The organism is Streptomyces sp. NPDC102514 (genome assembly GCF_055584525.1).
This window is the reverse complement of record NZ_JBVJLW010000008.1, coordinates 118,534-138,241: the sequence shown is the minus strand read 5'-3', so window position 1 is coordinate 138,241 and position 19,708 is coordinate 118,534. Positions and strand designations below refer to the sequence as shown.

20 protein-coding genes are annotated in these 19,708 nt (G+C 72.2%); 8 read left to right on the top strand and 12 right to left on the bottom strand.

Annotated elements, in window-relative coordinates; all coding sequences use genetic code 11:
- Positions 1 to 102: 102 nt before the first annotated feature.
- Together ACZ60E_RS21610 and dapE are read right to left on the bottom strand one after the other, a co-directional pair.
- Complete coding sequence (locus ACZ60E_RS21610; RefSeq protein ID WP_210880501.1) at positions 103 to 861, bottom strand: LOG family protein; 759 nt, start codon at positions 859 to 861, stop codon at positions 103 to 105.
- A gap of 123 nt (positions 862 to 984) precedes the next feature.
- Positions 985 to 2,064 carry a succinyl-diaminopimelate desuccinylase gene (dapE, locus tag ACZ60E_RS21605; RefSeq protein WP_469442445.1) on the bottom strand — a complete coding sequence of 360 codons (1,080 nt, stop codon included), beginning with the start codon at positions 2,062 to 2,064 and terminating at the stop codon, positions 985 to 987.
- 114 nt (positions 2,065 to 2,178) lie between these two features.
- Between dapE and ACZ60E_RS21600 the strand changes: the two genes are divergently transcribed.
- Complete coding sequence (locus ACZ60E_RS21600; RefSeq protein WP_469442443.1) at positions 2,179 to 3,222, top strand: VldE C-terminal domain-containing protein; 1,044 nt, start codon at positions 2,179 to 2,181, stop codon at positions 3,220 to 3,222.
- Positions 3,223 to 3,615: 393 nt separating this feature from the next.
- Positions 3,616 to 4,053, top strand: coding sequence for an ATP-binding protein (locus ACZ60E_RS21595; protein ID WP_469442441.1), 438 nt, complete (start codon positions 3,616 to 3,618; stop codon positions 4,051 to 4,053).
- A gap of 287 nt (positions 4,054 to 4,340) precedes the next feature.
- On the opposite strand, the gene ACZ60E_RS21590 is transcribed toward ACZ60E_RS21595, so the two are convergent.
- Together ACZ60E_RS21590 and fdxA are read right to left on the bottom strand one after the other, a co-directional pair.
- Positions 4,341 to 5,447, bottom strand: a complete 1,107-nt coding sequence (locus tag ACZ60E_RS21590) for a bifunctional succinyldiaminopimelate transaminase/glutamate-prephenate aminotransferase (RefSeq protein ID WP_469442439.1) — start codon at positions 5,445 to 5,447, stop codon at positions 4,341 to 4,343.
- Between the two features lie 126 nt (positions 5,448 to 5,573).
- Complete coding sequence (gene fdxA / locus ACZ60E_RS21585) at positions 5,574 to 5,894, bottom strand: ferredoxin (protein ID WP_190033468.1); 321 nt, start codon at positions 5,892 to 5,894, stop codon at positions 5,574 to 5,576.
- Between the two features lie 141 nt (positions 5,895 to 6,035).
- On the opposite strand from fdxA, the gene ACZ60E_RS21580 reads away from it, so the two are divergent.
- Both ACZ60E_RS21580 and ACZ60E_RS21575 read left to right on the top strand, forming a co-directional pair.
- Positions 6,036 to 7,103: a GNAT family N-acetyltransferase gene (locus ACZ60E_RS21580; protein ID WP_469442437.1), complete on the top strand. Its 1,068-nt coding sequence runs from the start codon at positions 6,036 to 6,038 to the stop codon at positions 7,101 to 7,103.
- Positions 7,104 to 7,272: 169 nt separating this feature from the next.
- Positions 7,273 to 8,127 (top strand): transglutaminase family protein, encoded by an 855-nt coding sequence (locus tag ACZ60E_RS21575; RefSeq protein WP_469442434.1) that lies wholly within the window; start codon positions 7,273 to 7,275, stop codon positions 8,125 to 8,127.
- A gap of 38 nt (positions 8,128 to 8,165) precedes the next feature.
- Here ACZ60E_RS21575 and ACZ60E_RS21570 read toward each other — a convergent pair whose 3' ends face one another.
- From ACZ60E_RS21570 to ACZ60E_RS21545, 6 genes are all read right to left on the bottom strand, one after another.
- On the bottom strand, positions 8,166 to 9,044 hold the full coding sequence (locus tag ACZ60E_RS21570) for a substrate-binding domain-containing protein (protein ID WP_469442433.1): 879 nt from the start codon (positions 9,042 to 9,044) through the stop codon (positions 8,166 to 8,168).
- 143 nt (positions 9,045 to 9,187) lie between these two features.
- Complete coding sequence (locus tag ACZ60E_RS21565; protein WP_469442432.1) at positions 9,188 to 11,599, bottom strand: hypothetical protein; 2,412 nt, start codon at positions 11,597 to 11,599, stop codon at positions 9,188 to 9,190.
- Positions 11,600 to 11,765: 166 nt separating this feature from the next.
- Positions 11,766 to 12,221: a DUF6113 family protein gene (locus ACZ60E_RS21560; protein WP_469442429.1), complete on the bottom strand. Its 456-nt coding sequence runs from the start codon at positions 12,219 to 12,221 to the stop codon at positions 11,766 to 11,768.
- Entirely contained in the window at positions 12,218 to 13,156 is a 939-nt protein-coding gene (mshB, locus tag ACZ60E_RS21555) for an N-acetyl-1-D-myo-inositol-2-amino-2-deoxy-alpha-D-glucopyranoside deacetylase (protein WP_469442428.1), read from the bottom strand. The genes ACZ60E_RS21560 and mshB overlap by 4 nt, the downstream gene beginning before the upstream one ends.
- A gap of 69 nt (positions 13,157 to 13,225) precedes the next feature.
- Entirely contained in the window at positions 13,226 to 14,233 is a 1,008-nt protein-coding gene (locus ACZ60E_RS21550; RefSeq protein ID WP_469442426.1) for a helix-turn-helix domain-containing protein, read from the bottom strand.
- A 139-nt stretch (positions 14,234 to 14,372) separates the two neighbouring features.
- A complete protein-coding gene (locus tag ACZ60E_RS21545; RefSeq protein ID WP_469442424.1) occupies positions 14,373 to 14,924 on the bottom strand; it encodes an ATP-binding protein in 552 nt (183 codons plus the stop codon).
- 155 nt (positions 14,925 to 15,079) lie between these two features.
- Between ACZ60E_RS21545 and ACZ60E_RS21540 the strand changes: the two genes are divergently transcribed.
- The 3 genes from ACZ60E_RS21540 to ACZ60E_RS21530 are packed head-to-tail and all read left to right on the top strand — an operon-like array spanning position 15,080 to position 16,345.
- A complete protein-coding gene (locus ACZ60E_RS21540) occupies positions 15,080 to 15,955 on the top strand; it encodes a helix-turn-helix domain-containing protein (protein ID WP_469442422.1) in 876 nt (291 codons plus the stop codon).
- A complete protein-coding gene (locus ACZ60E_RS21535; RefSeq protein WP_469442420.1) occupies positions 15,952 to 16,161 on the top strand; it encodes a DUF397 domain-containing protein in 210 nt (69 codons plus the stop codon). Before ACZ60E_RS21540 ends, ACZ60E_RS21535 begins: the two co-directional genes overlap by 4 nt.
- On the top strand, positions 16,154 to 16,345 hold the full coding sequence (locus ACZ60E_RS21530; protein WP_469442418.1) for a DUF397 domain-containing protein: 192 nt from the start codon (positions 16,154 to 16,156) through the stop codon (positions 16,343 to 16,345). Before ACZ60E_RS21535 ends, ACZ60E_RS21530 begins: the two co-directional genes overlap by 8 nt.
- A 79-nt stretch (positions 16,346 to 16,424) precedes the next feature.
- Here ACZ60E_RS21530 and ACZ60E_RS21525 read toward each other — a convergent pair whose 3' ends face one another.
- Entirely contained in the window at positions 16,425 to 16,619 is a 195-nt protein-coding gene (locus tag ACZ60E_RS21525) for a hypothetical protein (protein WP_107020199.1), read from the bottom strand.
- Between the two features lie 192 nt (positions 16,620 to 16,811).
- On the opposite strand from ACZ60E_RS21525, the gene ACZ60E_RS21520 reads away from it, so the two are divergent.
- Complete coding sequence (locus ACZ60E_RS21520) at positions 16,812 to 18,968, top strand: S9 family peptidase (RefSeq protein ID WP_469442416.1); 2,157 nt, start codon at positions 16,812 to 16,814, stop codon at positions 18,966 to 18,968.
- Between the two features lie 64 nt (positions 18,969 to 19,032).
- Here the strand turns inward: ACZ60E_RS21520 and ACZ60E_RS21515 are convergent, their stop codons facing one another.
- Complete coding sequence (locus ACZ60E_RS21515) at positions 19,033 to 19,638, bottom strand: TetR/AcrR family transcriptional regulator (protein WP_469442415.1); 606 nt, start codon at positions 19,636 to 19,638, stop codon at positions 19,033 to 19,035.
- Positions 19,639 to 19,708: the final 70 nt, after the last annotated feature.

Genomic DNA, 19,708 nt, shown 5'->3' with positions numbered 1-19,708 from the left:
GCTGCGCCCCTCGCCCCCTTTGTCCTCAAACGCCGGACGGGCTGGAAAACCAACCCGTCCGGCGTTTGAGGACCGGGGGTTCGGGGGGGGGCGGCCCCCGTCCTACCTGCCCGCCTCCTTCGACACCAGCGCCACCGCCTCGTCCACGTCGTCCGTGAGGTGGAACAGGAGCAGGTCCTTCTCCGAGGCCTTGCCCTGGGCGATCAGGGTGTTCTTGAGCCAGTCGACCAGCCCGCCCCAGTACTCCGTACCGAAGAGCACGATCGGGAAGCGCGTGACCTTCTGGGTCTGCACGAGGGTGAGCGCCTCGAAGAGTTCGTCGAGCGTGCCGAGCCCGCCCGGCAGCACCACGAACCCCTGCGCGTACTTCACGAACATCATCTTGCGGACGAAGAAGTACCGGAAGTTGAGACCGATGTCGACGTACTCGTTGAGCCCCTGCTCGAAGGGCAGCTCGATGCCGAGGCCGACGGAGATGCCCTTCGCCTCGCAGGCACCCTTGTTGGCCGCCTCCATGGCCCCGGGACCACCGCCGGTGATCACCGCGAAGCCCGCCTCGACCAGGCCCCGGCCGAGCGCGACCCCCGCCTCGTACTCCGGCGAGCCGACCGGTGTGCGTGCCGAACCGAACACGCTGATGGCGGCCGGGAGTTCGGCCAGCGTGCCGAAGCCCTCGATGAACTCCGACTGGATGCGCAGCACGCGCCAGGGATCGGTGTGCACCCAGTCCGACGGCCCGCCGGCGTCCAGCAGCCGCTGGTCCGTCGTGCTCGCCTGCACCTGCCCCCGCCTGCGCAGCACGGGTCCCAGCTGCTGCTCCTCCGGTGGCTGCTTGCTGCCCTCGGGGTTGCCGGTAGCCATATCCGCTCCCTCCGCTTGCCGATCGTTCCACCTCAGCGTAGATCTCCACGGGTTAAGGAGGGGGGACGCCGGCATGTCCGCCTCGGATCGGGCGGCAGATCGGACCGCGGGCCGGGCCGCCGGTCAGGCCGTCAGCCAGGCCCTCAGCCGCTCCTCGCCCGCCAGGATTTTGGCGGTTTCGACCCGTTCGTCACGCTTGTGCGCCAAGTGCGGGTTGCCGGGGCCGTAGTTGACCGCGGGGACGCCGAGCGCGCTGAAGCGGGAGACGTCCGTCCAGCCGTACTTGGGCTGCGGGGTGCCTCCGACGGCCTCGATGAAGGCCGCCGCGGCCGGATGCGAGAGGCCGGGCAGCGCCGCCCCGCTGTGGTCGTCGACGACGAACTCGGCCACTCCGCAGTCGGCGAAGACCTCGCGGACGTGCGCGAGGGCCTCCTCCTCGCTGCGGTCGGGCGCGTAACGGAAGTTGACGCTCACCACGCACGCGTCGGGGATCACGTTGCCCGCCACCCCGCCCGAGATCCCGACGGCGTTCAGGCCCTCGCGGTATTCGAGGCCGTCGATGACCGGGTGGCGCGGCTCGTAGGAGGCGAGGCGGGCCAGGATCGGGGAGGCCGCGTGGATGGCGTTGGAGCCCATCCAGCTGCGCGCGGAGTGCGCCCGCTCCCCCGTGGTCTTCAGGAGCACCCGCAGGGTCCCCTGGCAGCCGCCCTCGACCTGCCCGTCGGAGGGCTCCAGGAGGACCGCGAAGTCGCCCTCCAGCCACTCCGGGTGGGCCTCCGCCACGTGCTTGAGGCCGTTCAGGTCGGCGGCGACCTCTTCGTTGTCGTAGAAGATGAAGGTGAGGTCGCGGTTGGGGGCCGGCACCGTGGCCGCGATCCGCAGCTGCACCGCGACGCCCGACTTCATGTCGCAGGTGCCGCAGCCCCACAGCACGCCGTCCTCGTCCAGGCGCGAGGGCACGTTGTCCGCGATGGGGACCGTGTCGATGTGCCCGGCCAGGATCACGCGCTCGGCCCGGCCCAGGTTCGTCCGCGCGACGACGTTGTTGCCGTACCGGTCGACCGTGAGGTGCGGCAGGGCGCGCAGGGCGGTCTCGACGGCGTCCGCGAGGGGCTTCTCCGTGCCGCTCTCCGACGGGAAGTCGACGAGCCGAGCGGTGAGCCGGGCGGCGTCCAGCGTGAGGTCAAGTGGGGTGTCGGCCATGCCGTCGACCCTAACGCGCCCGGTCCCCGCAGCCTCCCCGGAGTCTTGTCCGCGCGCCTGTGGATCTCCGGAACCTCACACGGCCCCGACAGTACTCTCCAGTACCTTGTACGCGTGCCTGAGCCGTCCCCCACTTCCGTCGCTCCCGTACGCCGTGGCCGCTTCCTCCGTTTCGGAGCGGCCCTCGTCGTACTGCTCGGCGTCGCGGCGTATCTCACCGTGCAGTACCTGACCGGCGGGAGCGGAGTGCCCAAATGCACGGTCGTCTCGGCCGACGGCGACGGCACGTCGTACGAGTTCACGGCGGAGCAGGCGGTGAACGCGGCGACGATCTCGGCGGTCGGCACCAACCGCGGTATGCCCGAGCGGGCCGTCACGATCGCTCTCGCGACCGCCCTCCAGGAGTCCGCCCTGCGCAACCTCGGCCATGGCGACCGGGATTCACTGGGTCTCTTCCAGCAGCGGCCCTCGCAGGGCTGGGGCACCGAGCAGGAGATCCTGGATCCGGCGTACGCGGCGGGCGAGTTCTACGAGCATCTGGACAAGGTGCCCGACTACAAGCGGCTGCCCCTCACCGTCGCCGCGCAGCGCGTCCAGCGCAGCGGCTACCCGGAGGCGTACGCGAAGCACGAGCCGGACGCGACACTCCTCGCGGCGGCCCTCACCGGCCGCGCCGCCGCCACGCTGACCTGCGAGGGCCGCCCGGACACGCGCCCCGGCGGCCCGGAGTCGGTCCGCACCGCGCTGGTACGGGACTTCGGGCGCGGAGTCTTCCAGGAGGCGGGCGCCACGGTGGCCGCGAGCTCCTCGGCCGATCCGTCGGCGAATCCGTCGGCCGATCCCTCGACCGGCCCGTCGGCCGGCTCTTCGCCCACGCCGTCGGACCCGTCCGTGCCGTCCACCTCGGTGAGCGGTTCCGGCGGCAAGCGCACGGTGACCGTGCCCGTGCCGAGGACGGCGGCCACCGGGGGCGGGCAGCGGCAGCGCGGATGGGCCCTCGCGCACTGGGCCGTCGCCAACTCGTCCGCGCTGCACGTCGAACGGGTCTCGTACGCGGGCCGGGTATGGACGGCCGGCAGCACCCGGAGCGAGTGGCGCGACGACGCCCGGGGAGGCCGGAACGCCGCGGGCGAGGTGCGAATCGTCACCGGTCAGTAGTACGGACCCTCACCCGTTGGTGGCGCTCACGGCGTGCCATGTCGACAGATGGACGCGGTTTTCTGCGGCCCATTCCCGCGCGTGTCCCGCACCGGTCCCGCGGACGTCAAAACCCATGCCAGCAAAGGGCTGTGGGGATTCTGCGCACTTTCCGAACAGGCCTTCTTTGCCCGGGTTTCTCCGCAGCCGATAATGCGACGCATTACCAACTCTTTACTTCGGGCCACCGCAACCTTCGCGGGCTTCGAGCGGTAGTCACTGCGTCCGAGTCCGGAACGATCAACACCGGTCGACAGCCGGTCGACACCCAGTCGGCAGCCAGTCGGCGGCGAGTCGGTCAACTGCCGGGCGCGGCGCAGGATTTCATCGTTCTCTCCCCGTCAAAGGAGCACCATGTCCCTCCCCCTGACCCGCCGGATCGCCCGTGTCGCGCTGCTCATCGCAGCGGGAGCGGCACCCGTGGTCGGTGCGGCCGGCTCCGCGAGTGCGGCCGCACTGCCGGCCGCCCCCGACCTCGGCGGCCTGAGCGCGCTGGACAACGCGGGCACCACCGTCGACGGTGCCACGCAGAACGCCACCGGGGCGGCCGGCGAAACGGGCAGCAAGGCCGTGAAGAAGGCCGTGCCGGCCGCGGGCAAGACGGGCGGCAAGGCCGTCAAGACGGCGACGCCCGCGGCGCAGAAGACCGCCGGGGATGTCGCCGGGACCACGGGTGACGTGCTCGGTGACACCGCGGGGTCCGCGACCGGTGGTGGGCTGCCGACCGATGCGGTGTCCAAGGGTGGGCTGCCTACCGAGGGGCTGCCGCTGCAGGGGCTGCCGCTCGGCTGATCGGCTTGCTGCCGGCCTGGCTGTGGTGAAGGGGTTCAGGGGGGTTCCCCTGGGCCCCTTCGCCTTTGCGTCTGCGCGCGCGTCCGCCTGCGTGTCGCCTGCGGCGGGCGGGGCGGGCTGGTGGGTTTTCGGGTGCGGGTGCGTCGTGGCTGGTCGCGCCGTTCCCCGCGCCCCTTGTGAGGGCCGGTCACGTGGGGTTTTTGGGTGCGGGAGCGTCTCGGCTGGTCGCGCCGTTCCTTGCGCCCCTGGGCGGCGGCCCTTCGGGCGCCGAGAGATGCTGGACGCCGTCAGCCGGTGGACGTCGTCAGACGTGATGTGGCTGCCTGGACTCTTTCGTCCGTTGCCGTCAGGGCCACTCGTACGAACTCGGCGCCTGCCGGGCCGTAGAAGTCGCCCGGGGCCACCAGGATGCCGAGGGTGGCCAGGTGGGCCACCGTGTCCCAGCAGGATTCGTCCCGGGTCGCCCAGAGGTAGAGGCTTGCCTCGCTGTGTTCGATGCGGAAGCCGTGGCGGACCAGGGCGTCGCGGAGGGCCTCGCGGCGGGCCGCGTACCGCTCGCGCTGCTCCTGGACGTGCGTGTCGTCCGAGAGGGCGGCCACCGTGGCGGCCTGCGTGGGAGCGGACGTCATCATTCCGCCGTGCTTGCGGATCTGGAGCAGGTCGCCCAGGATCGCGGGGTCACCGGCGAGGAACGCCGACCGGTAGCCGGCGAGGTTCGAGCGCTTCGACAGCGAGTGGACCGCGACGATCCCCTCGTACGAGCCGCCGCACACCTCGGGGTGCAGGACCGAGACCGGGTCGGCCTCCCAGCCCAGTTCGATGTAGCACTCGTCGGCGAGGACGAGGATGCCGTGCTCGCGCGCCCAGGCGACGATCCGGGTCAGTTCCTGCTGGGAGAGCACCCGGCCGGTGGGGTTGGACGGGGAGTTGAGCCACAGCAGCTTCAGGCCGGTGGGGTCCAGTTCCGTCGGGTCGTCGTACGCGATGTGGTCCGCGCGGGCGAGGCGGGCGCCGACCTCGTACGTCGGGTACGCCAGGCGCGGGTAGGCCACCCTGTCCCCCGGGCCGAGGCCCAGCTGGGTCGGCAGCCAGGCGACCAGTTCCTTGGAACCGACCACCGGCAGGACGTTGCGGTGGGTGAGGTCCCGGGCGCCCAGCCGCCGGCCGCACCAGCCGACCAGCGCGTCCCGCAGTTCCGGTGTGCCCCACACCGTCGGATAGCCGGGCGAGTCGGCGGCGGCGACCAGAGCTTTCTGGACCAGCTCGGGCACCGGGTCGACCGGGGTGCCGACGGAGAGGTCGACGATGCCGTCCGGGTGGGCGGCGGCCTTCGCCTTGAAGGGCTCCAGCTTGTCCCAGGGAAAGGCGGGAAGCCGGTCGGAGACTGCGGACACGGGTTCTGGCTCACTTTCTGGACGGCAGACACGGCAAACACGGCGGTCCCGCACGGCGGCGAGCCGTACGGGACCTGGACGGCACCCACGGCCGCCGCCGGGCGGGGCCGCCGGCGCACGGACCGCTTACTGGTTCTGCGGCGGCAGTCCCGCGACGAAGGGGTGGTCGCGCTCGATGAGGCCCAGCTTGCTGGCACCACCGGGCGAGCCGAGCTCGTCGAAGAACTCGACGTTCGCCTTGTAGTAGTCCTTCCACTCCTCGGGAGTGTCGTCCTCGTAGAAGATCGCCTCGACCGGGCAGACCGGCTCACAGGCACCACAGTCGACGCATTCGTCCGGGTGGATGTACAAGGACCGCTGGCCCTCGTAGATGCAGTCGACCGGGCACTCCTCGATGCACGCCTTGTCCTTGACGTCGACACAAGGCTGCGCGATGACGTAGGTCACGCTGTCGTTCCTCCTCGATAGGGCGCTGGCGAGCCGTCTTCAGGCTCCGCCACCTGGCGCGCGGGAGCGCGGCGTCGTCGATGCCCGCACCTAGTATCTCCGTTCTTGGGCATGATCCGAACAGGAGGGTTGGACTGAGCTGTGGATTTCTCACCACACTTCCGGCTTGAGGTCCGTGTCACCCCCGCTGACGTGGGCAAACGCGTATCGGTGCGACGGTTGCGCGAAGGGGCCCCCGAGGGTGAGAAGTTCACCGACACGGTCGGTGTTCTCACATCATGGGACGACGGTGTGCTGCTGATCACACGCCGGTCCGGGGAAAGCGTCCGCATTCCGGAGGCGGCGCTGGTCGCGGGCAAGGTCGTCCCGGCCGCGCCGGCCCGCAGACGGGGCCCCGCGGCCTCGTACGAGGAACTGGCGCGCGTCTCCGCACGGGCCTGGCAGCCGGTGGAGCGCGAACGGCTCGGTGAGTGGGAGCTGCGGGCCGCGTCCGGCTTCACGCGGCGCGCCAACTCGGTCCTGCCCCTCGGCGACCCGGGCGTGCCGCTGGACGAGGCGCTGTCGCTCGTACGGGAGTGGTACGCGGCCCGTGGGCTGCCCGCCTACACGCAGACCGCCACGGGCGCGGAGGGCACGCAGGAAGCGCTGTGCGCGGAGCTGGAGGCGCGGGGGTGGGTGCGTGAGGTGTCCGCGGAGCTGTGGACCGGCGCGCTGGCGCCGGTGGCGGACCTCCCGGATCCCGGGCCCGAGCGGACGGTCACGTTGTCGCGCGAGGCGGACGAGGGGTGGCTGGGGCGCTACCAGCGCAAGGGGGTGAGCGAGGTGGCCCTGAAGGTGCTGGGCAGCGGTCCCTCGGTGTGGTTCGCGACCGTGCCCGGCAGCGGGCAGGGGGTGCCCGCGGCGATCGGCCGGTGTGTGGTCGACGGCCGCTGGGCCGGGTTCGCCGCGGTGGAGGTGGACCCCGCGCTGCGCCGCCAGGGCCTCGCCACCACGGTCATGACGGCCCTCGCCCGCCGGGCCCTGACGGAGGGCGCCTCGGCAGCGTGGCTCCAGGTGGAATCGGACAACACAGGAGCCCGCACCCTCTACACCCGCCTGAACTTCACCCCCCACCACGCCTACCACCACTACCGGGCCCCGGAGCCCGTGAGGAGCGCAGGGAGCGGCGCGCGCAACCACGACGCACCCGCACCCGACAACCCCACGTGACCGGCCCCGTAAGGGGCGCGGGGAACGGCGCGGCCGGCCACCACGCACCCGCACGCGACAACCTCACGCCCACCCCACCCCACCCCACCCCACCCCATCCCATCCCCTCCCGCAGAGAACCGCGTGGCGCGGACCGCTATCGATCGGCGTGAAAGGGCACGAAGCAGCTATGCGTCCACTACATCCCCCCGACCCGGCGCGAAGCGCCGAATGGCGGCGGCGCTTCGCCGAAGAGGCACGGGCCGACCGCCCCGACCTGTCGGCCCTGTGTCTGCTGGTGGGCGCCCAGGCGGACGGCGAACTGACCGAGGCCGGGATGGACGCGGCCCAGATCGAACTGGACAGGCTGGCCGGAGAGCTGCCGTTCCGGCCCGGCGGCCCCCGGTCCTGGGCCACGGCGCTCTCCGAGCACCTCGGCGGCGGCGGCCTCGGCTTCCGCGGTACGCCCGGCGACTACCAGCGACTGGAGTCCTCCCTGCTGGACAAGGTGCTGAAGCGCCGCCGCGGACTGCCCATCCTGCTCTCCGTGGTGTGGATGGAGGTCGCGAGAAGGGCTGGAGCGCCCGTCTACGGAGTGGCCCTGCCCGGTCACTTCGTCGTCGGTTTCGGGCCGCCCGAGCAGCAGGTCCTCGTCGATCCGTTCGTCGGGGGCCGTGTACTGACCGGCACCGACGCGGAACTGCTGGTGGCCGGTGCCACCGGCTCCCCCCTCGACCCGTCGATGCTCTCGCCCGCCGACCCGCTCGACGTCGTCCTGCGCATCCTGAACAACATCCGCGCCTGGGCCGCCGCCCGTCCGGAACGTTCCGACGTGGCCCTGTGGGCGGTCGACTTCTCGCTCCTGCTGCCTTCGCACCCGGCCCGTCTGCGCTACGAGCGCGCCCAGCTCCTCGTGCAGCGCGGCGACTTCCTCACGGGCGCCACCGAACTCGACGCGTACGCGGAGATCGTGGCCGCCGTGGACGAGCCGGCGGCGGCCCGTGTACGGAGCCAGGCGCACGCGGCCCGCGCCATGCTCAACTGACCCCCGGGCGCCCCTTCCAGGACTCCTGCAGGGCTCCTTCAGGACTGTTCGGCGGCCAGTTCCCCCAGCGCCCCCGCCACCGACCTGACGAAGGCCGCGTACGCCCGCGTGCTGCACGGCAGTTCGGGGTTCCAGGGGGTGACGGTCGCGGCCGAGGTCAGGGTGCGCCAGGCCGGTACGGACTCCAACTCGGCTGCCGGAGCGGCGTTTCCGCGGACGTCCGCGAGGACCAGGTCGGGAGCGAGTTCCACCGCCCGGTCCCAGGTGGTCGTGGCCCAGTTCGCGCCGCCCTCGCCCGGCTCGGTCAACTCCACGCCCAACTCCACCAGATGCCGTAGCTCGGGCCAGGCCCGGGGGCGGGCGAGATGCACCTGTCCGGGCCCGGCGGCCGACAGCGCGAGCACCTTCGGCGGCAGCGGGGCGGCGACGGACCGCACGGCCGACCGTACTGCCGACCGGACAGCGTCCTCCGCTGCCGCCAACTCGTGGTCACGCCGCTCCGGTTCACCGCCGAGCGCGCCGGCGAGTTCGGCGAAGCGGGCGAGGATGCCGGGCAGTGAGGTGTCGGCGCCGACCGCGAGGGCGAGCACCGGCGCGCCCGCACGTTCGGCCGCCGGCTCCGTGACCGCGTACGGCTTCTTCCCGTCGTAGGTGACGTCGACGATCAGGTCCGGCCGCACGGAACCCAGCGTCGCGTGGTCGAGGGTCCTGCCCGCGCCCAGGTACGGGACGTCCGCGAGGGAGCCGGACTTGGCGGGGTCGGGCTGGTCGCCGTCGTGTCCGGACCCGTACACCGCGACGGGCCGCACCCCCAGGTCCCACAGCCCCGCACCCGCGCGTACGTACGCGGCGACGCGCTCGGGCCGTCCGGGGAGCCGTACCGTGATTCCCCGGTCGTCCGTGAATTCCCAGCCCATACGGCACCCGCCTCTTCGGCACCCGCCCAGCGCGGCCCACCCGGGCAACGATGCGGCGGAGGCCCGGACAGGACAAGAGGGCACCCGGCCGTCACCGGGTGCCCTCTCGACGTTCCGCGAAGCGAACCACTGCTGCGTGGGGTCTACGTGGGGTTGGTCTCGATCACGCCGACGCGGTCCGCCTCGGTCTTGCCGACGAGTGCCTGGCGCAGTGCGACGACCACGTCCTGCGGGGTCACGGCGGTCTTCTTGCCGTTGCCGCGGGCGATCAGCACACCGTCGAACGCGCCGCCGTACAGCTCCTTCAGTGCGGGCAGGTCGTAGTAGTCGACCAGCTTGCCCTCGGGGGTGGCCTTGACGCCGAGGAACTTCCACAGGGAGTTCTCGGGGCTGAACTGGACCACCGCGGTGCCCGCCTTCACGGTCACGAGTCCGGACATCGCGGGCTGCGCGAACGCCTTCATCATGCGGTCGACCTCGGCCTTGGAGACCTTGGGCTCCCTCGCCGTGGTCGGCACCTTCACGGGAGCCGACTTCCCGGTCTCCACCTGGGTGCGGTACGCGTCCTCGACGGCCTTGGTCGACCGGTCGATGTCGATGCCCTGGCCCGCCTTGCCGTAGACGGCGACGGCCTTGCCGGACTGGAACTTGATCGTTCCCTCGGTCGCCGAGCCGGAGCCGCCCGCGGCCCCTTCGAGGGCTGCCGCCAGCTTCTCCTCGTCGACGGGCATCACGGGGGCGACGACGCGCTCCTGGCCGATCAGCGAGCCGATCACCGAGACGGGGTTGTAGTCGCTGCCCGCGGCGGCCCGCACCGTGGCCTGGCTGTCGAGCTGGAGCCCGGCCTGGTCCGGCTTGAGCGCGACGGTGTCGCCCTCGACCGAGAGCTGGAGCGGTTTGGCGGCCGATGCCTTGAAGGCGTCGTCGAGCTTCTGGACGGCCTCGTCGCGCGTTCCGCCGCCGATGTCCACACCGAGCACGCTGGTGCCCTTGGGGACGTCGGAGTGGTTCATGAGCAGTCCGGCGCCGTACGCGAGACCGCCCAGGGTCACCACGCCGGTGACCAGGAGCACCAGCTTGTTGCGGCCCTTTTTCTTCTTCTTGGGCCGCGCGGCGGCGGGTGCGGCCGGTGAGACCGGTTCCGGCAGCTTCGGGGGCTGGTGCGGCAGCGGCCCGTCGGTGTGCGCGCCCGGTCCGAACGGTGAGTTCGGGGCGGGGGGCACGACGGGGATGCCGCTGGTGAGGGTGTGCCCGGAGACGTTCTCACCGGCTCCGCCGTAGCCCGGCGCGCCCGGTTCGGGTGCGGGGATCTGCGGGGTGAGGATCGCGGTGTCGTCGCTCAGCCCGCCACCGGAACGGTTGGCGCCCGCGGGGGCACCGGTGAAGGCGGAGCCGCTCTGGGCCCCCTTTCCGCCGGGGAAGCCGGAGGCGTCCGGGGCGCCGGGAGCGCCCTGACCGCCGGGTGCACGGTGGCTGCCGGGGCCACCCGGGCCGTCGGCCGCGCCGGGAGTGCCTTGACCGCCGGGAGCACGGTGGCCGCCGGGGCCTGCGGGGGCGCCTGAGCTGCCGGGGCCGCCGATCGCACGGTGACCGCCTGGGCCGCCCTGACCGCCGGGGAAGCCCTGGGCGCCGGGTGCCGCGAGAGACGTGTCGCCGCCGACCGGGCCGCCGGTCGGACCCGAGGGCCCGCCCTGACCGTTCTGGCCGCCTTGGCCGTTCTGGCCGCCTTGGCCGTTCTGACCGCCTTGGCCGCCGTCCGAGAAGTACGGGAGTCCGTCGCGGCGCGGTTCGGCGCCGCCGTTGTCGCCGGCCTGGGCGCCCGTCGGGTACGGGGATCCGCCCGGCCCGGTGCCCAGCGGACCCGCCGCCAGCGCGCGGGAGACGTCGAAGGAGCCGGTACCGCCGCCGTGGCCGGGGGCCACGGGTCCGGTGCCGCCCGCGCCGGGCAGCCCCGCGCCGTTGGTACCGCCGCCGGGCCGTGCCCCGGGTGTGACCGCGCCCCCGGGCCGCGCCGCGGGCGCTCCGGAGGGGCCAACTCCCCCGCCGGCGCCCGTCGCCGGGCCCTGGGCTCCCGAACCGGCGGCCATTCCGGCGCCGTTGGCGTTGCCGCCGCCCGGACCACCCTTGGGCGCACCACCCTTGCGGGGGGCGAACCAGTCGCTCCGCTTCTCGTCGGCGCCACCACCGGAACCACCGGCGCCGGGCACGGGGTGGGACCCCGTGTCGGAGTCGACGGGGCGGGTCGGAAGGGCGGGCGGTCCGGCCTCCGGGGCGGCGGACCTGGACGCACCTGTGGCGTCGGAGGACTCCGCGTTGGCCACGGGCGTGCGCACGACGACCGGCGGAATCGGCCGGGATCCGGGGATGTTGATGCGGATCCGCGTCGTCAGCGTGGTCTCGGTCTTGGGCTGTTCCGGCCGGTCACCGGCACTGCGCCCCGCGTCGGCGGCGCCGTCGGAAGCCATCGGCGTTCCGTACGGCGGAGTCCCCGACGGGTATGCGGTTCCCCCGCGCCCGTTGGGCCCGGAGGACGAACTGTCAGTTTCACGACTCAAGGCAGGTTCTCCTGGTTGGCTCCACCGCCCGGTTACTCGACATCGACCTCGATTCGGGCGGCTCGGCGGCGCGCTCCACCATACTGGCCACTTGTCCCCCTCATTTTGCGGCCGTCGGGGAAACCCACACCGGACGTGCACCTGCGCGCTGTGGCGAAGTGGTACGTCACTTGCCAAGTCGGGCGGCGGCACCGCCCGGTTGCCGCCCTTGGCCAAGGGTGGCGCACATCACAGCCACGGCCATCCCGCCGAGCAGGAAGAGATAGGAGCCCGCTCCCGCGGCGAAGAGGAAGTCGCCCTCGGGGCGGCTGGCGGTGAGCAGGACGACGGCGATCATCCAGCCGGCCGCGGGCGCGACCGCCCCGGCCCGGCCGCCGGTCGCACGCGATCCCCCGAGGAACAGGCCCGCCGCACCGGCCAGCGCGAGCAGCAGCCCGCCCGGGAACCAGCCCGACTGGACCAGCGCCCCGGCCACCGCGACGACGGCGCCGAGGACGAAGAGGCCCAGGTGGACGGCGACCCGGAGGGCCGAGGGCGGGCGCAAGGGCTGGGCGAGCGCGGCGCCCGCGTTGGACCGGTCCGCGTACGAACGGTTCGCGTTCGACCTGTTCGCCGCGTTCATCGGGTACCGCCCTCGGTGGTTGCTTCTGTGATTCCCGCGATTCCCGCAAACAGATCGGTCTCCCGGGCCGACCCGCCGTGCTCTGCTCGCTTGCCGGGCTCTCCTCGCTCGCCGCGCACCAACTCGTAGTACTCCACGAGGAAGAGGGGCTGCGCGAGCCGGTTGGAGAGGGCGAACCACGGTTCGGCGACCTCGATCTGGGTGGCGTGCGCCCGCATCGCGGCGGCCTTGGCGACGGCCTGGGCGGTGCCGTCGATCTCCGTGGTGACCACCGGGTCGTCCACCACACCCGGCACGTCGTCGAGTGTCGCGGCGGCGGGGAACGGCAGTTCGTCCAGTACGTCCTTCAGGCGGGCGAAGCCCTCCTCGGCGACGGAACGCGGCACGCGGTTCCAGTAGATCTTCGCGATCGTCCACGCTTCGCCGAGGTCGGTCCTGAAGTCCGGCTCGGCCGCCAGATCGGCGGCGCGCATGGCGACGCGGTGGGCCTGGATGTGGTCGGGGTGGCCGTATCCGCCGTCCGGGTCGTAGGTGACGAGCACGTGAGGGCGTACCTCGCGGATCACGGTGACCAGATGCGCGGCGGCCTCGTCCACGTCCGCGCGCCAGAAGCAGCGCGGGTTGTCGTTGTCCGGGAGGCCCATCATCCCGGAGTCCTCGTAGCGGCCGGGGCCGCCGAGCGGACGGGCGTCCCGAACTCCCAGCTCACGCATCGCCTCGGCGAGCTCCGCCAGGCGGTGCTCGCCGAGGTGTTCTCCCGACAGATGCGCGAGTCCGGGCGGGATGACCTCGCCCAGTTCGCCCCGTGTGCAGGTCACGAGGGTGACCTGAGCGCCCGAGGCCGCGTACCCGGCCATGGTGGCGCCGTTGTTGATCGCCTCGTCGTCCGGGTGCGCGTGCACGAGGAGCAGACGCCCGGCGGGCAGTTCCGTCATGCCCTCACCCTACGAGGCAGGCGCGCTCGGACGGCACGTGCCCAGCGGTCGGTCCGTCACCCGTTGTGTTCAGGCGGGCATGGGTTCCGTCTCTCTGCAGTCCCGGCAGCGGCCCGGTTCGGGGGTGCGGAAGGCGCGGTCGCAGCCGTCGCAGTTGTGGAGCGGGTACCGGCGGGCCACCGGCGGCTGCAGTGCGGACGGGCGGATCGGGGCCGGGGGCGGCAGCTGGGCGATGAGGCGGTGGGCCAGCAGGGCGGCGGGCCGCCGTAGGCCCTCGGGAGGCAGATCGGAGATCAGCGCGTGCCGTACGGCGGTCGGGCTGACGTCCCGCTCCAGCCAGGCGGCGACACCGGGGGCGAGATGCGCGGTGTCGCAGGCGGAGAGGAGAAGGCTCGGGTCGTGGCGGCGGAGGCCCGCGAGCAGGTCGGTGGCGGCCTGGAGGAGGGCGGGCGCGGGGTAGGCCGGGCGAGGGACGGCGGGGAGGGGTTTACGGGGTGCGCCGGGTGCGCGCTTCTTCGGCTGCTCCGAGCCGTCCGGCGCTGCGGGCTCCGAGGACTCCGCGCGCCTTTCGGGGCTCTCGCGGCTCTCGGGGCTCTCGGGGCTCTCGATGCCACCCGACGGGACAGGGGCGGGGCAGGAGTCGGATTCGGCGACTCCCTGGCCGCCTCCGTGGTGGCCGGGCTGGTTGCAGGAGATCGTGCGGGTGACGATCCGGCCGCCGGGGATGCGGTGCCGTTCGCGGCGCAGGTAACCGTGGGCCTCAAGCTCGCGCAGGGCGGCGGCGATACGGGTCGACCCTTCGGGGAAGCGCGCGGTGAGGGTCTTGATGTCGACGCGGACGCCGCCGGGCAGCGACTGGATGTACACGGCCAGCCCGATGGCGAGCCCGGACAGCTTCGTGTGCTGGGCCAGGTGGTTGCCGATCACTGTGTAGCGAGTGAGGTGACGGGCGTTGTCGTGCGTGAGACCGCCGTGGCCCGAGCGGGGCTGCGGGCTCGGGCGCCGCCGGTTCGAGGGAGGTTCGGCGTGATGCCGGGACTGGGCGTATGAGGGCGCGCTAGGGTTCTGTGTATCCATCGGGAAGGTACTGCTTCCTTGGTGGTCAGGCCCTCGCACTGGGATTGCCGTCCCGGCGAGGGCCGTCGTATGTCTGGGGTGGTGTCGCGCTGAGCGTAGGGCAGGCAATGGGGCACAAAGCCACCCGAGTTGGGTATGTTCACTCGCCCGGGTGAGGGCGGGCCGACGCAGCCGGGCCGGTGGGGTGGGGTTCGGTGGGGTCATTTCCCTCTCGTGGTTCTTTGGGAAGAGCGCCCCTGTCACCGAAGTCCGTGCGGTCGTGCTCCGGTGACAGATGCAACTCCGCCCAGACCGTCTTCCGGGGATGCGGGCCCCGGGTGACGCCCCACCGGTCGGCGAGGGCTTCGACGAGGACGAGACCCCGACCGGACTCGCTGTCGGGGTCGAGGCCCTGCGGTCGCGGCAGCAACTCTCCGCACGTGTCGGTCACCTCGATGCGCAGGGTCTCCGCGACGACAGCGAGCGTGAGCCGGAAGTCCCGGCCGTGAACGCGGCCGTGGGTTGCCGCGTTGGCGGCGAGCTCGGCGACGAGGTGGCGTGCCGGGTCCAACGGCAGGGCCCAGGCACGCAGTTGCTCAGTGGCGAGCAGGCGGGCGAGGCGGGCTCCACGAGGTGTGGGAGACAGCTGCACGCTGAAGGTGCGGGTGAGGCGGGCAGGTCGAGCCTCAGAAGCGGCGGTTTCTTGGATCACGTCACTCAGAGTGGCCACACCTGCTTACCGTGAACAGTGACGACGTCGATACGTACGGTGACTGTCCGGAGCTTGTCCGGCGCTGTCCGGGCTGTCGAGGCCACCCGTGCGGGTAGGGCGCGTTGAGCAGTGGAGGACCGTCGGAGAGGCACGCTATGCACGTGGACAGTGGCGAAGGTCGGCTCAGGACCGAGGCGGACGAGCCGGGTTGGGAGGTGGACCCGGACGACGACTGGGGTGTGGCGGTCGTAGCGACCGTGGGGCGCCAACTGAAGCTGCGGCGGGAGGCGGTGGGGATGCGGGCCGCCGACTTCGGGATCGCCGTCGGGTACGGCGAGGACATGGTCTACAAGATCGAGGGCGGGAAGCGGATTCCGCAGCCCGAGTACCTGGACAGGGCGGACGAGGTGTTGGGGGCGGGCGGGTTGCTCTCGGCGATGAAGGAGGACGTGAAGAGGGTTCGGTATCCGAAGAGGGTTCGGGACCTGGCGCAGATGGAGGCCAGGGCAGTCGAGATCGGGGTGTACGAGTGCAACAGCATTAACGGGCTGTTGCAGACCAAGGAGCATGCCCGAGCCTTGTTCGAGGCTGCACAACCTCCGTACTCACAGAGCGAGGTGGAGCGCATGGTGACTGCTCGGGTGGCCCGGCAGTCGGTCTTCGAACGGGATCCTGCCCCCTCCATCAGTTTCGTGCTCGAAGAAGCACCGCTGCGGCGACCGCTTGGAGGCACAATGGTGTGGCGACAGCAGCTCGAACGTCTGCTTGAAGTAGGCCGACTGCGCAATGTCACGCTCCAAGTGATGCCGACGCGCTGCGAAGTCCACTCCGGCCTGGACGGCAGGATCGAGTTGCTGAAGTTCGTGGACGGTACAGCGGTGGGACGCTCGGACGGCGCCTTCAGCGGCCGCCCCGTCTCGGAACTGCGGCAGCTACGCATCCTTGAGCTGCGGTATGGCACCATGCGGGCGCAAGCCCTCCCGCCAGGGGAGTCCTTGGCCTTCATCGAGCAACTGCTGGGGGAAACATGATCCGCAAGGCCTCCGCCGGAGACGCGACCGAGCTTGCGTGGTTCAAGAGCAGTTACAGCAGCGGCAACGACGGCAACTCCTGCGTCGAACTCGCCGCCACCACCGACGCCGTTCACGTCCGCGACTCAAAGAACGTGGACGGCCCCCGCCTCGCCTTCACCCCCACCACGTGGGCGGCCTTCGTGCCGCACGCGTCCCATGGCTGAGGCCTCCGAGCCGGCGTGGTTCAAGAGCAGTTACAGCGGCGGCAACGACGGCAACTCCTGCGTCGAACTCGCCACCACCCCCGGCACCGTCCACGTCCGCGACTCCAAGGACATCGCGGGCCCGTGGCTGGCCCTCACGCCGGAAGCGTGGGCCCGCTTCGTGCCGTACGCGGCCACGGGCTGACCCGGACCGACCTGGCCGGCGCGGACGCCAGAAGTGGGCCCCGGCCTCCCGCGGCCCAGAGCCCACTCGCGTACCGGGGTCAGAACTTGATGTCCCCGATCATGCCGGCGATGTTCGTGGTCAGCTCGTTGATCGTCGGGGCGATCGTCGAACTCGCCAGATAGAAGCCGAGCAGGACACACACGATGGCGTGAGGCGCCTTCAGCCCTGATTTCTTGACCAGGATGAAGACGATGATCGCCAGCAGCACGACCGCCGAAATCGAAAGTGCCACGGCGGCTCACCTCCAAGGAATCCCAGGGACACGGGGGCCAGGGGTCGGGGGATGGGGGGATGGGGGGCAGCAAATCCATACAACAGCCAGCAGGTTGATACCCACCCAGCGCTAGTGATCATAACTATTCGTGCGTGCGCATTGATCGGCGCACGGCCGCACAAGGGGGCGCATGGCCAATATGGTCGGAGCATGACGACCGAGCCTCTCTCCTTTCCGCGCCGGCAGGCGCGCACCCTGCGTTTCACGCTGGGCGCGCCCCGCGCGTTCACCGTGGCGCCCGATGGTTCACGTGTGGTGTTCCTGCGGTCCTCGTCCGGCACGGACCGGGCGAACCAGCTGTGGGTGCTCGACGTGGCGAGCGGCGAGGAGCGCCCGGCGGCCGACCCGGGGGCGCTCCTCGGGGGTTCCTCCGAGCGCCTTTCGGCGGCGGAGCGGGCCCGCCGCGAGCGCAGCCGCGAGGGGGGCGCGGGCATCGTCGGCTACGCCACGGACGCCGCCGTGGAGCTGGCGTCCTTCGCCCTGTCGGGGCGGCTCTTCACCGCGGAACTGAGGGCCGGAACCGCCCGTGAACTGCGGGTTCGCGGACCGGTGATCGACCCCCGCCCGTCCCCCGACGGACGGCTCGTCGCGTACGTCGCCGGGGGCGCCCTGCGTGTTGTCGGCGCCGAGGGCGAGGACGGCCGGGCGCTCGCGGAGCCCGAGTCGGACACCGTCACCTACGGGCTCGCCGAGTTCGTCGCGGCCGAGGAGATGGGCCGCTCGCGGGGCTTCTGGTGGTCCCCGGAATCGGACCGTCTGCTGGTGGCGCGGGCCGACGACGCCCCCGTACGCCGCTGGTGGATCGCCGACCCCGCGCATCCCGAGCGGGAGCCGCAGCAGGTCGCGTATCCGGCGGCGGGCACCGACAACGCGGAGGTGCGGCTTTTCGTACTGGGGCTCGACGGGGTACGTACGGAGGTTCAGTGGGACCGGGCCCGCTACCCCTATCTGGCGCGAGTGCACTGGTCGGCCGCCGGGGCTCCGCTGCTGCTCGTACAGGCGCGCGACCAGGCGAGTCAGCTCTATCTGGCCGTCGACCCGGACTCCGGGACGACCAGGATGGTGCACGCGGACGAAGATCCAACTTGGCTTGATCTTTTCCCTGGTGTGCCGAGCTGGAGCCCGAGCGGACAGCTCGTGCGGATCGCCGACGAGGGAGGGGCGCGTGTGCTCGCGGTGGGCGAACGCCCCCTCACAGGACCGCAGTTGCACGTGCGCGCCGTGCTCGACGTGTCCGCCGACGACGTGCTCGTGTCCGCGTCGGCCGGCCCGGACGCGGCCGGCCCCGAGATCGGGGAGGTGCACGTCTACCGGGTCAACGACCTCGGCATGGAGCGGATCTCGCAGGAGCCCGGCGTGCACTCTGCCGTGCGGGCGGGCGGCGTGACCGTCCTCGTGTCGGCCGTGCCCGACCGGCCCGGGGCGCAGGTCAGGGTCGTCCGCGACGGGGGCCGCAAGGCGACGGGGAGCGGCCGGGCCGGCGGTCGTACGGAGGCGGTCACCGTGGCCTCGTACGCCGAGCACCCCGGAATGAGCCCGCGCGTGCACCTCACGGAAGCCGGTGAGCGCCGGGTACCGTGCGCCGTCGTGCTCCCCACGGACCACACCGACGGTCCGCTGCCGGTGCTCATGGATCCCTACGGCGGGCCGCACGGGCAGCGGGTCCTGGCGGCGCACAACGCGTACCTCGCGCCCCAGTGGTTCGCCGATCAGGGCTTCGCCGTGGTCGTCGCGGACGGGCGGGGCATGCCGGGCCGCTCACCGGCCTGGGAGAAGGCGGTCAAGGACGATCTGGCGGCGGTCGTCCTCGACGACCAGATCCACGCACTGCACGCCCTCGCCGAGCGCTTCCCCCTGGATCTGACCCGGGTGGCGATCCGCGGCTGGTCGTTCGGCGGCTATCTCGCGGGGCTCGCGGCGCTGCGCCGCCCCGATGTCTTCCACGCGGCCGTGGTGGGCGCGCCGGTCACCGACCAGCGGCTGTACGACACCCACTACACGGAGCGGTATCTGGGCGATCCGAACCGGCAGCCCGAGGTGTACGCGGCGAACTCGCTGATCGACGACGACGGCCTGGTGGGGGCGGTCGAACCGGCGCGGCCCATGATGATCGTGCACGGTCTCGCCGACGACAACGTGGTGGTCGCGCACTCCCTGCGGCTGTCCTCCGCGCTGCTGGCCGCGGGCCGTCCGCACGAGGTGCTGCCGCTGTCCGGGGTCACGCACATGACCCCGCAGGAACAGGTCGCGGAGAATCTGCTGCTGCTCCAGGTGGACTTCCTGAAGCGGTCGCTGGGCCTGCGGTAGGGCCGCCGCACCGCGCAGGGCGGCCGGGGTCCGGACTGCCGGGGTCCGGCCGCCCGCACGGCCTCTACCGCAGGCTTCGGACGAGCAGGTCGATCAGCCGCCGGTAGGTGTCCTGCGAGCCGGACACCTGCCCGATGCCGCCCAACTCCAGGTGGACCGCGCCGTGCAGGGCCGTCCAGACGACCTGCGCGGCCTCCCCCACGTCCGCGAAACCCTGGGGTGTGCGGCCTCCGGCGAGGTCCTGGACCAGCTCGATCAGGACCTCGAAGACCGCATGGCCGTACACCGACGCCTCGGAGCCCGTCCGGGCGACCGGTCCGCCGCCGCCGAAGACGAGCGCATAGCGCTGCGGGTGCGCGAGCGCGAAGTGCCGGTATCCGTCGCAGGCCTGGCGGAAGCGCGGCTCGGGGTCCACCGACCGGTCCACGTCGACCGCGTGCCAGAGGTCGTTCAGAGCCCGGACGGCCAGAGCGCCGAGCAGTCCTTCCTTGTTGCCGAACCGGTTGTACACCCCCATGGGCGCGACCTCCGCCTCGCGGGCGACCGCGCGCACGGTGACGCCGGGCAGGCCCTCGCGGTCGAGCACGTTCTGCGCCGCCTCCAGCAGTACTTCGTGCAGCCGTTCGCTCGGCGTACGGCGGCCGGACGGCGAATCTGCTCCGGCGCTCATCCGTCCCGCTCCTCCTGTTCGGGCCGCCCGGTGGGCCGCCTTGTATAACATCGTTCTACAGGGTGCCTCT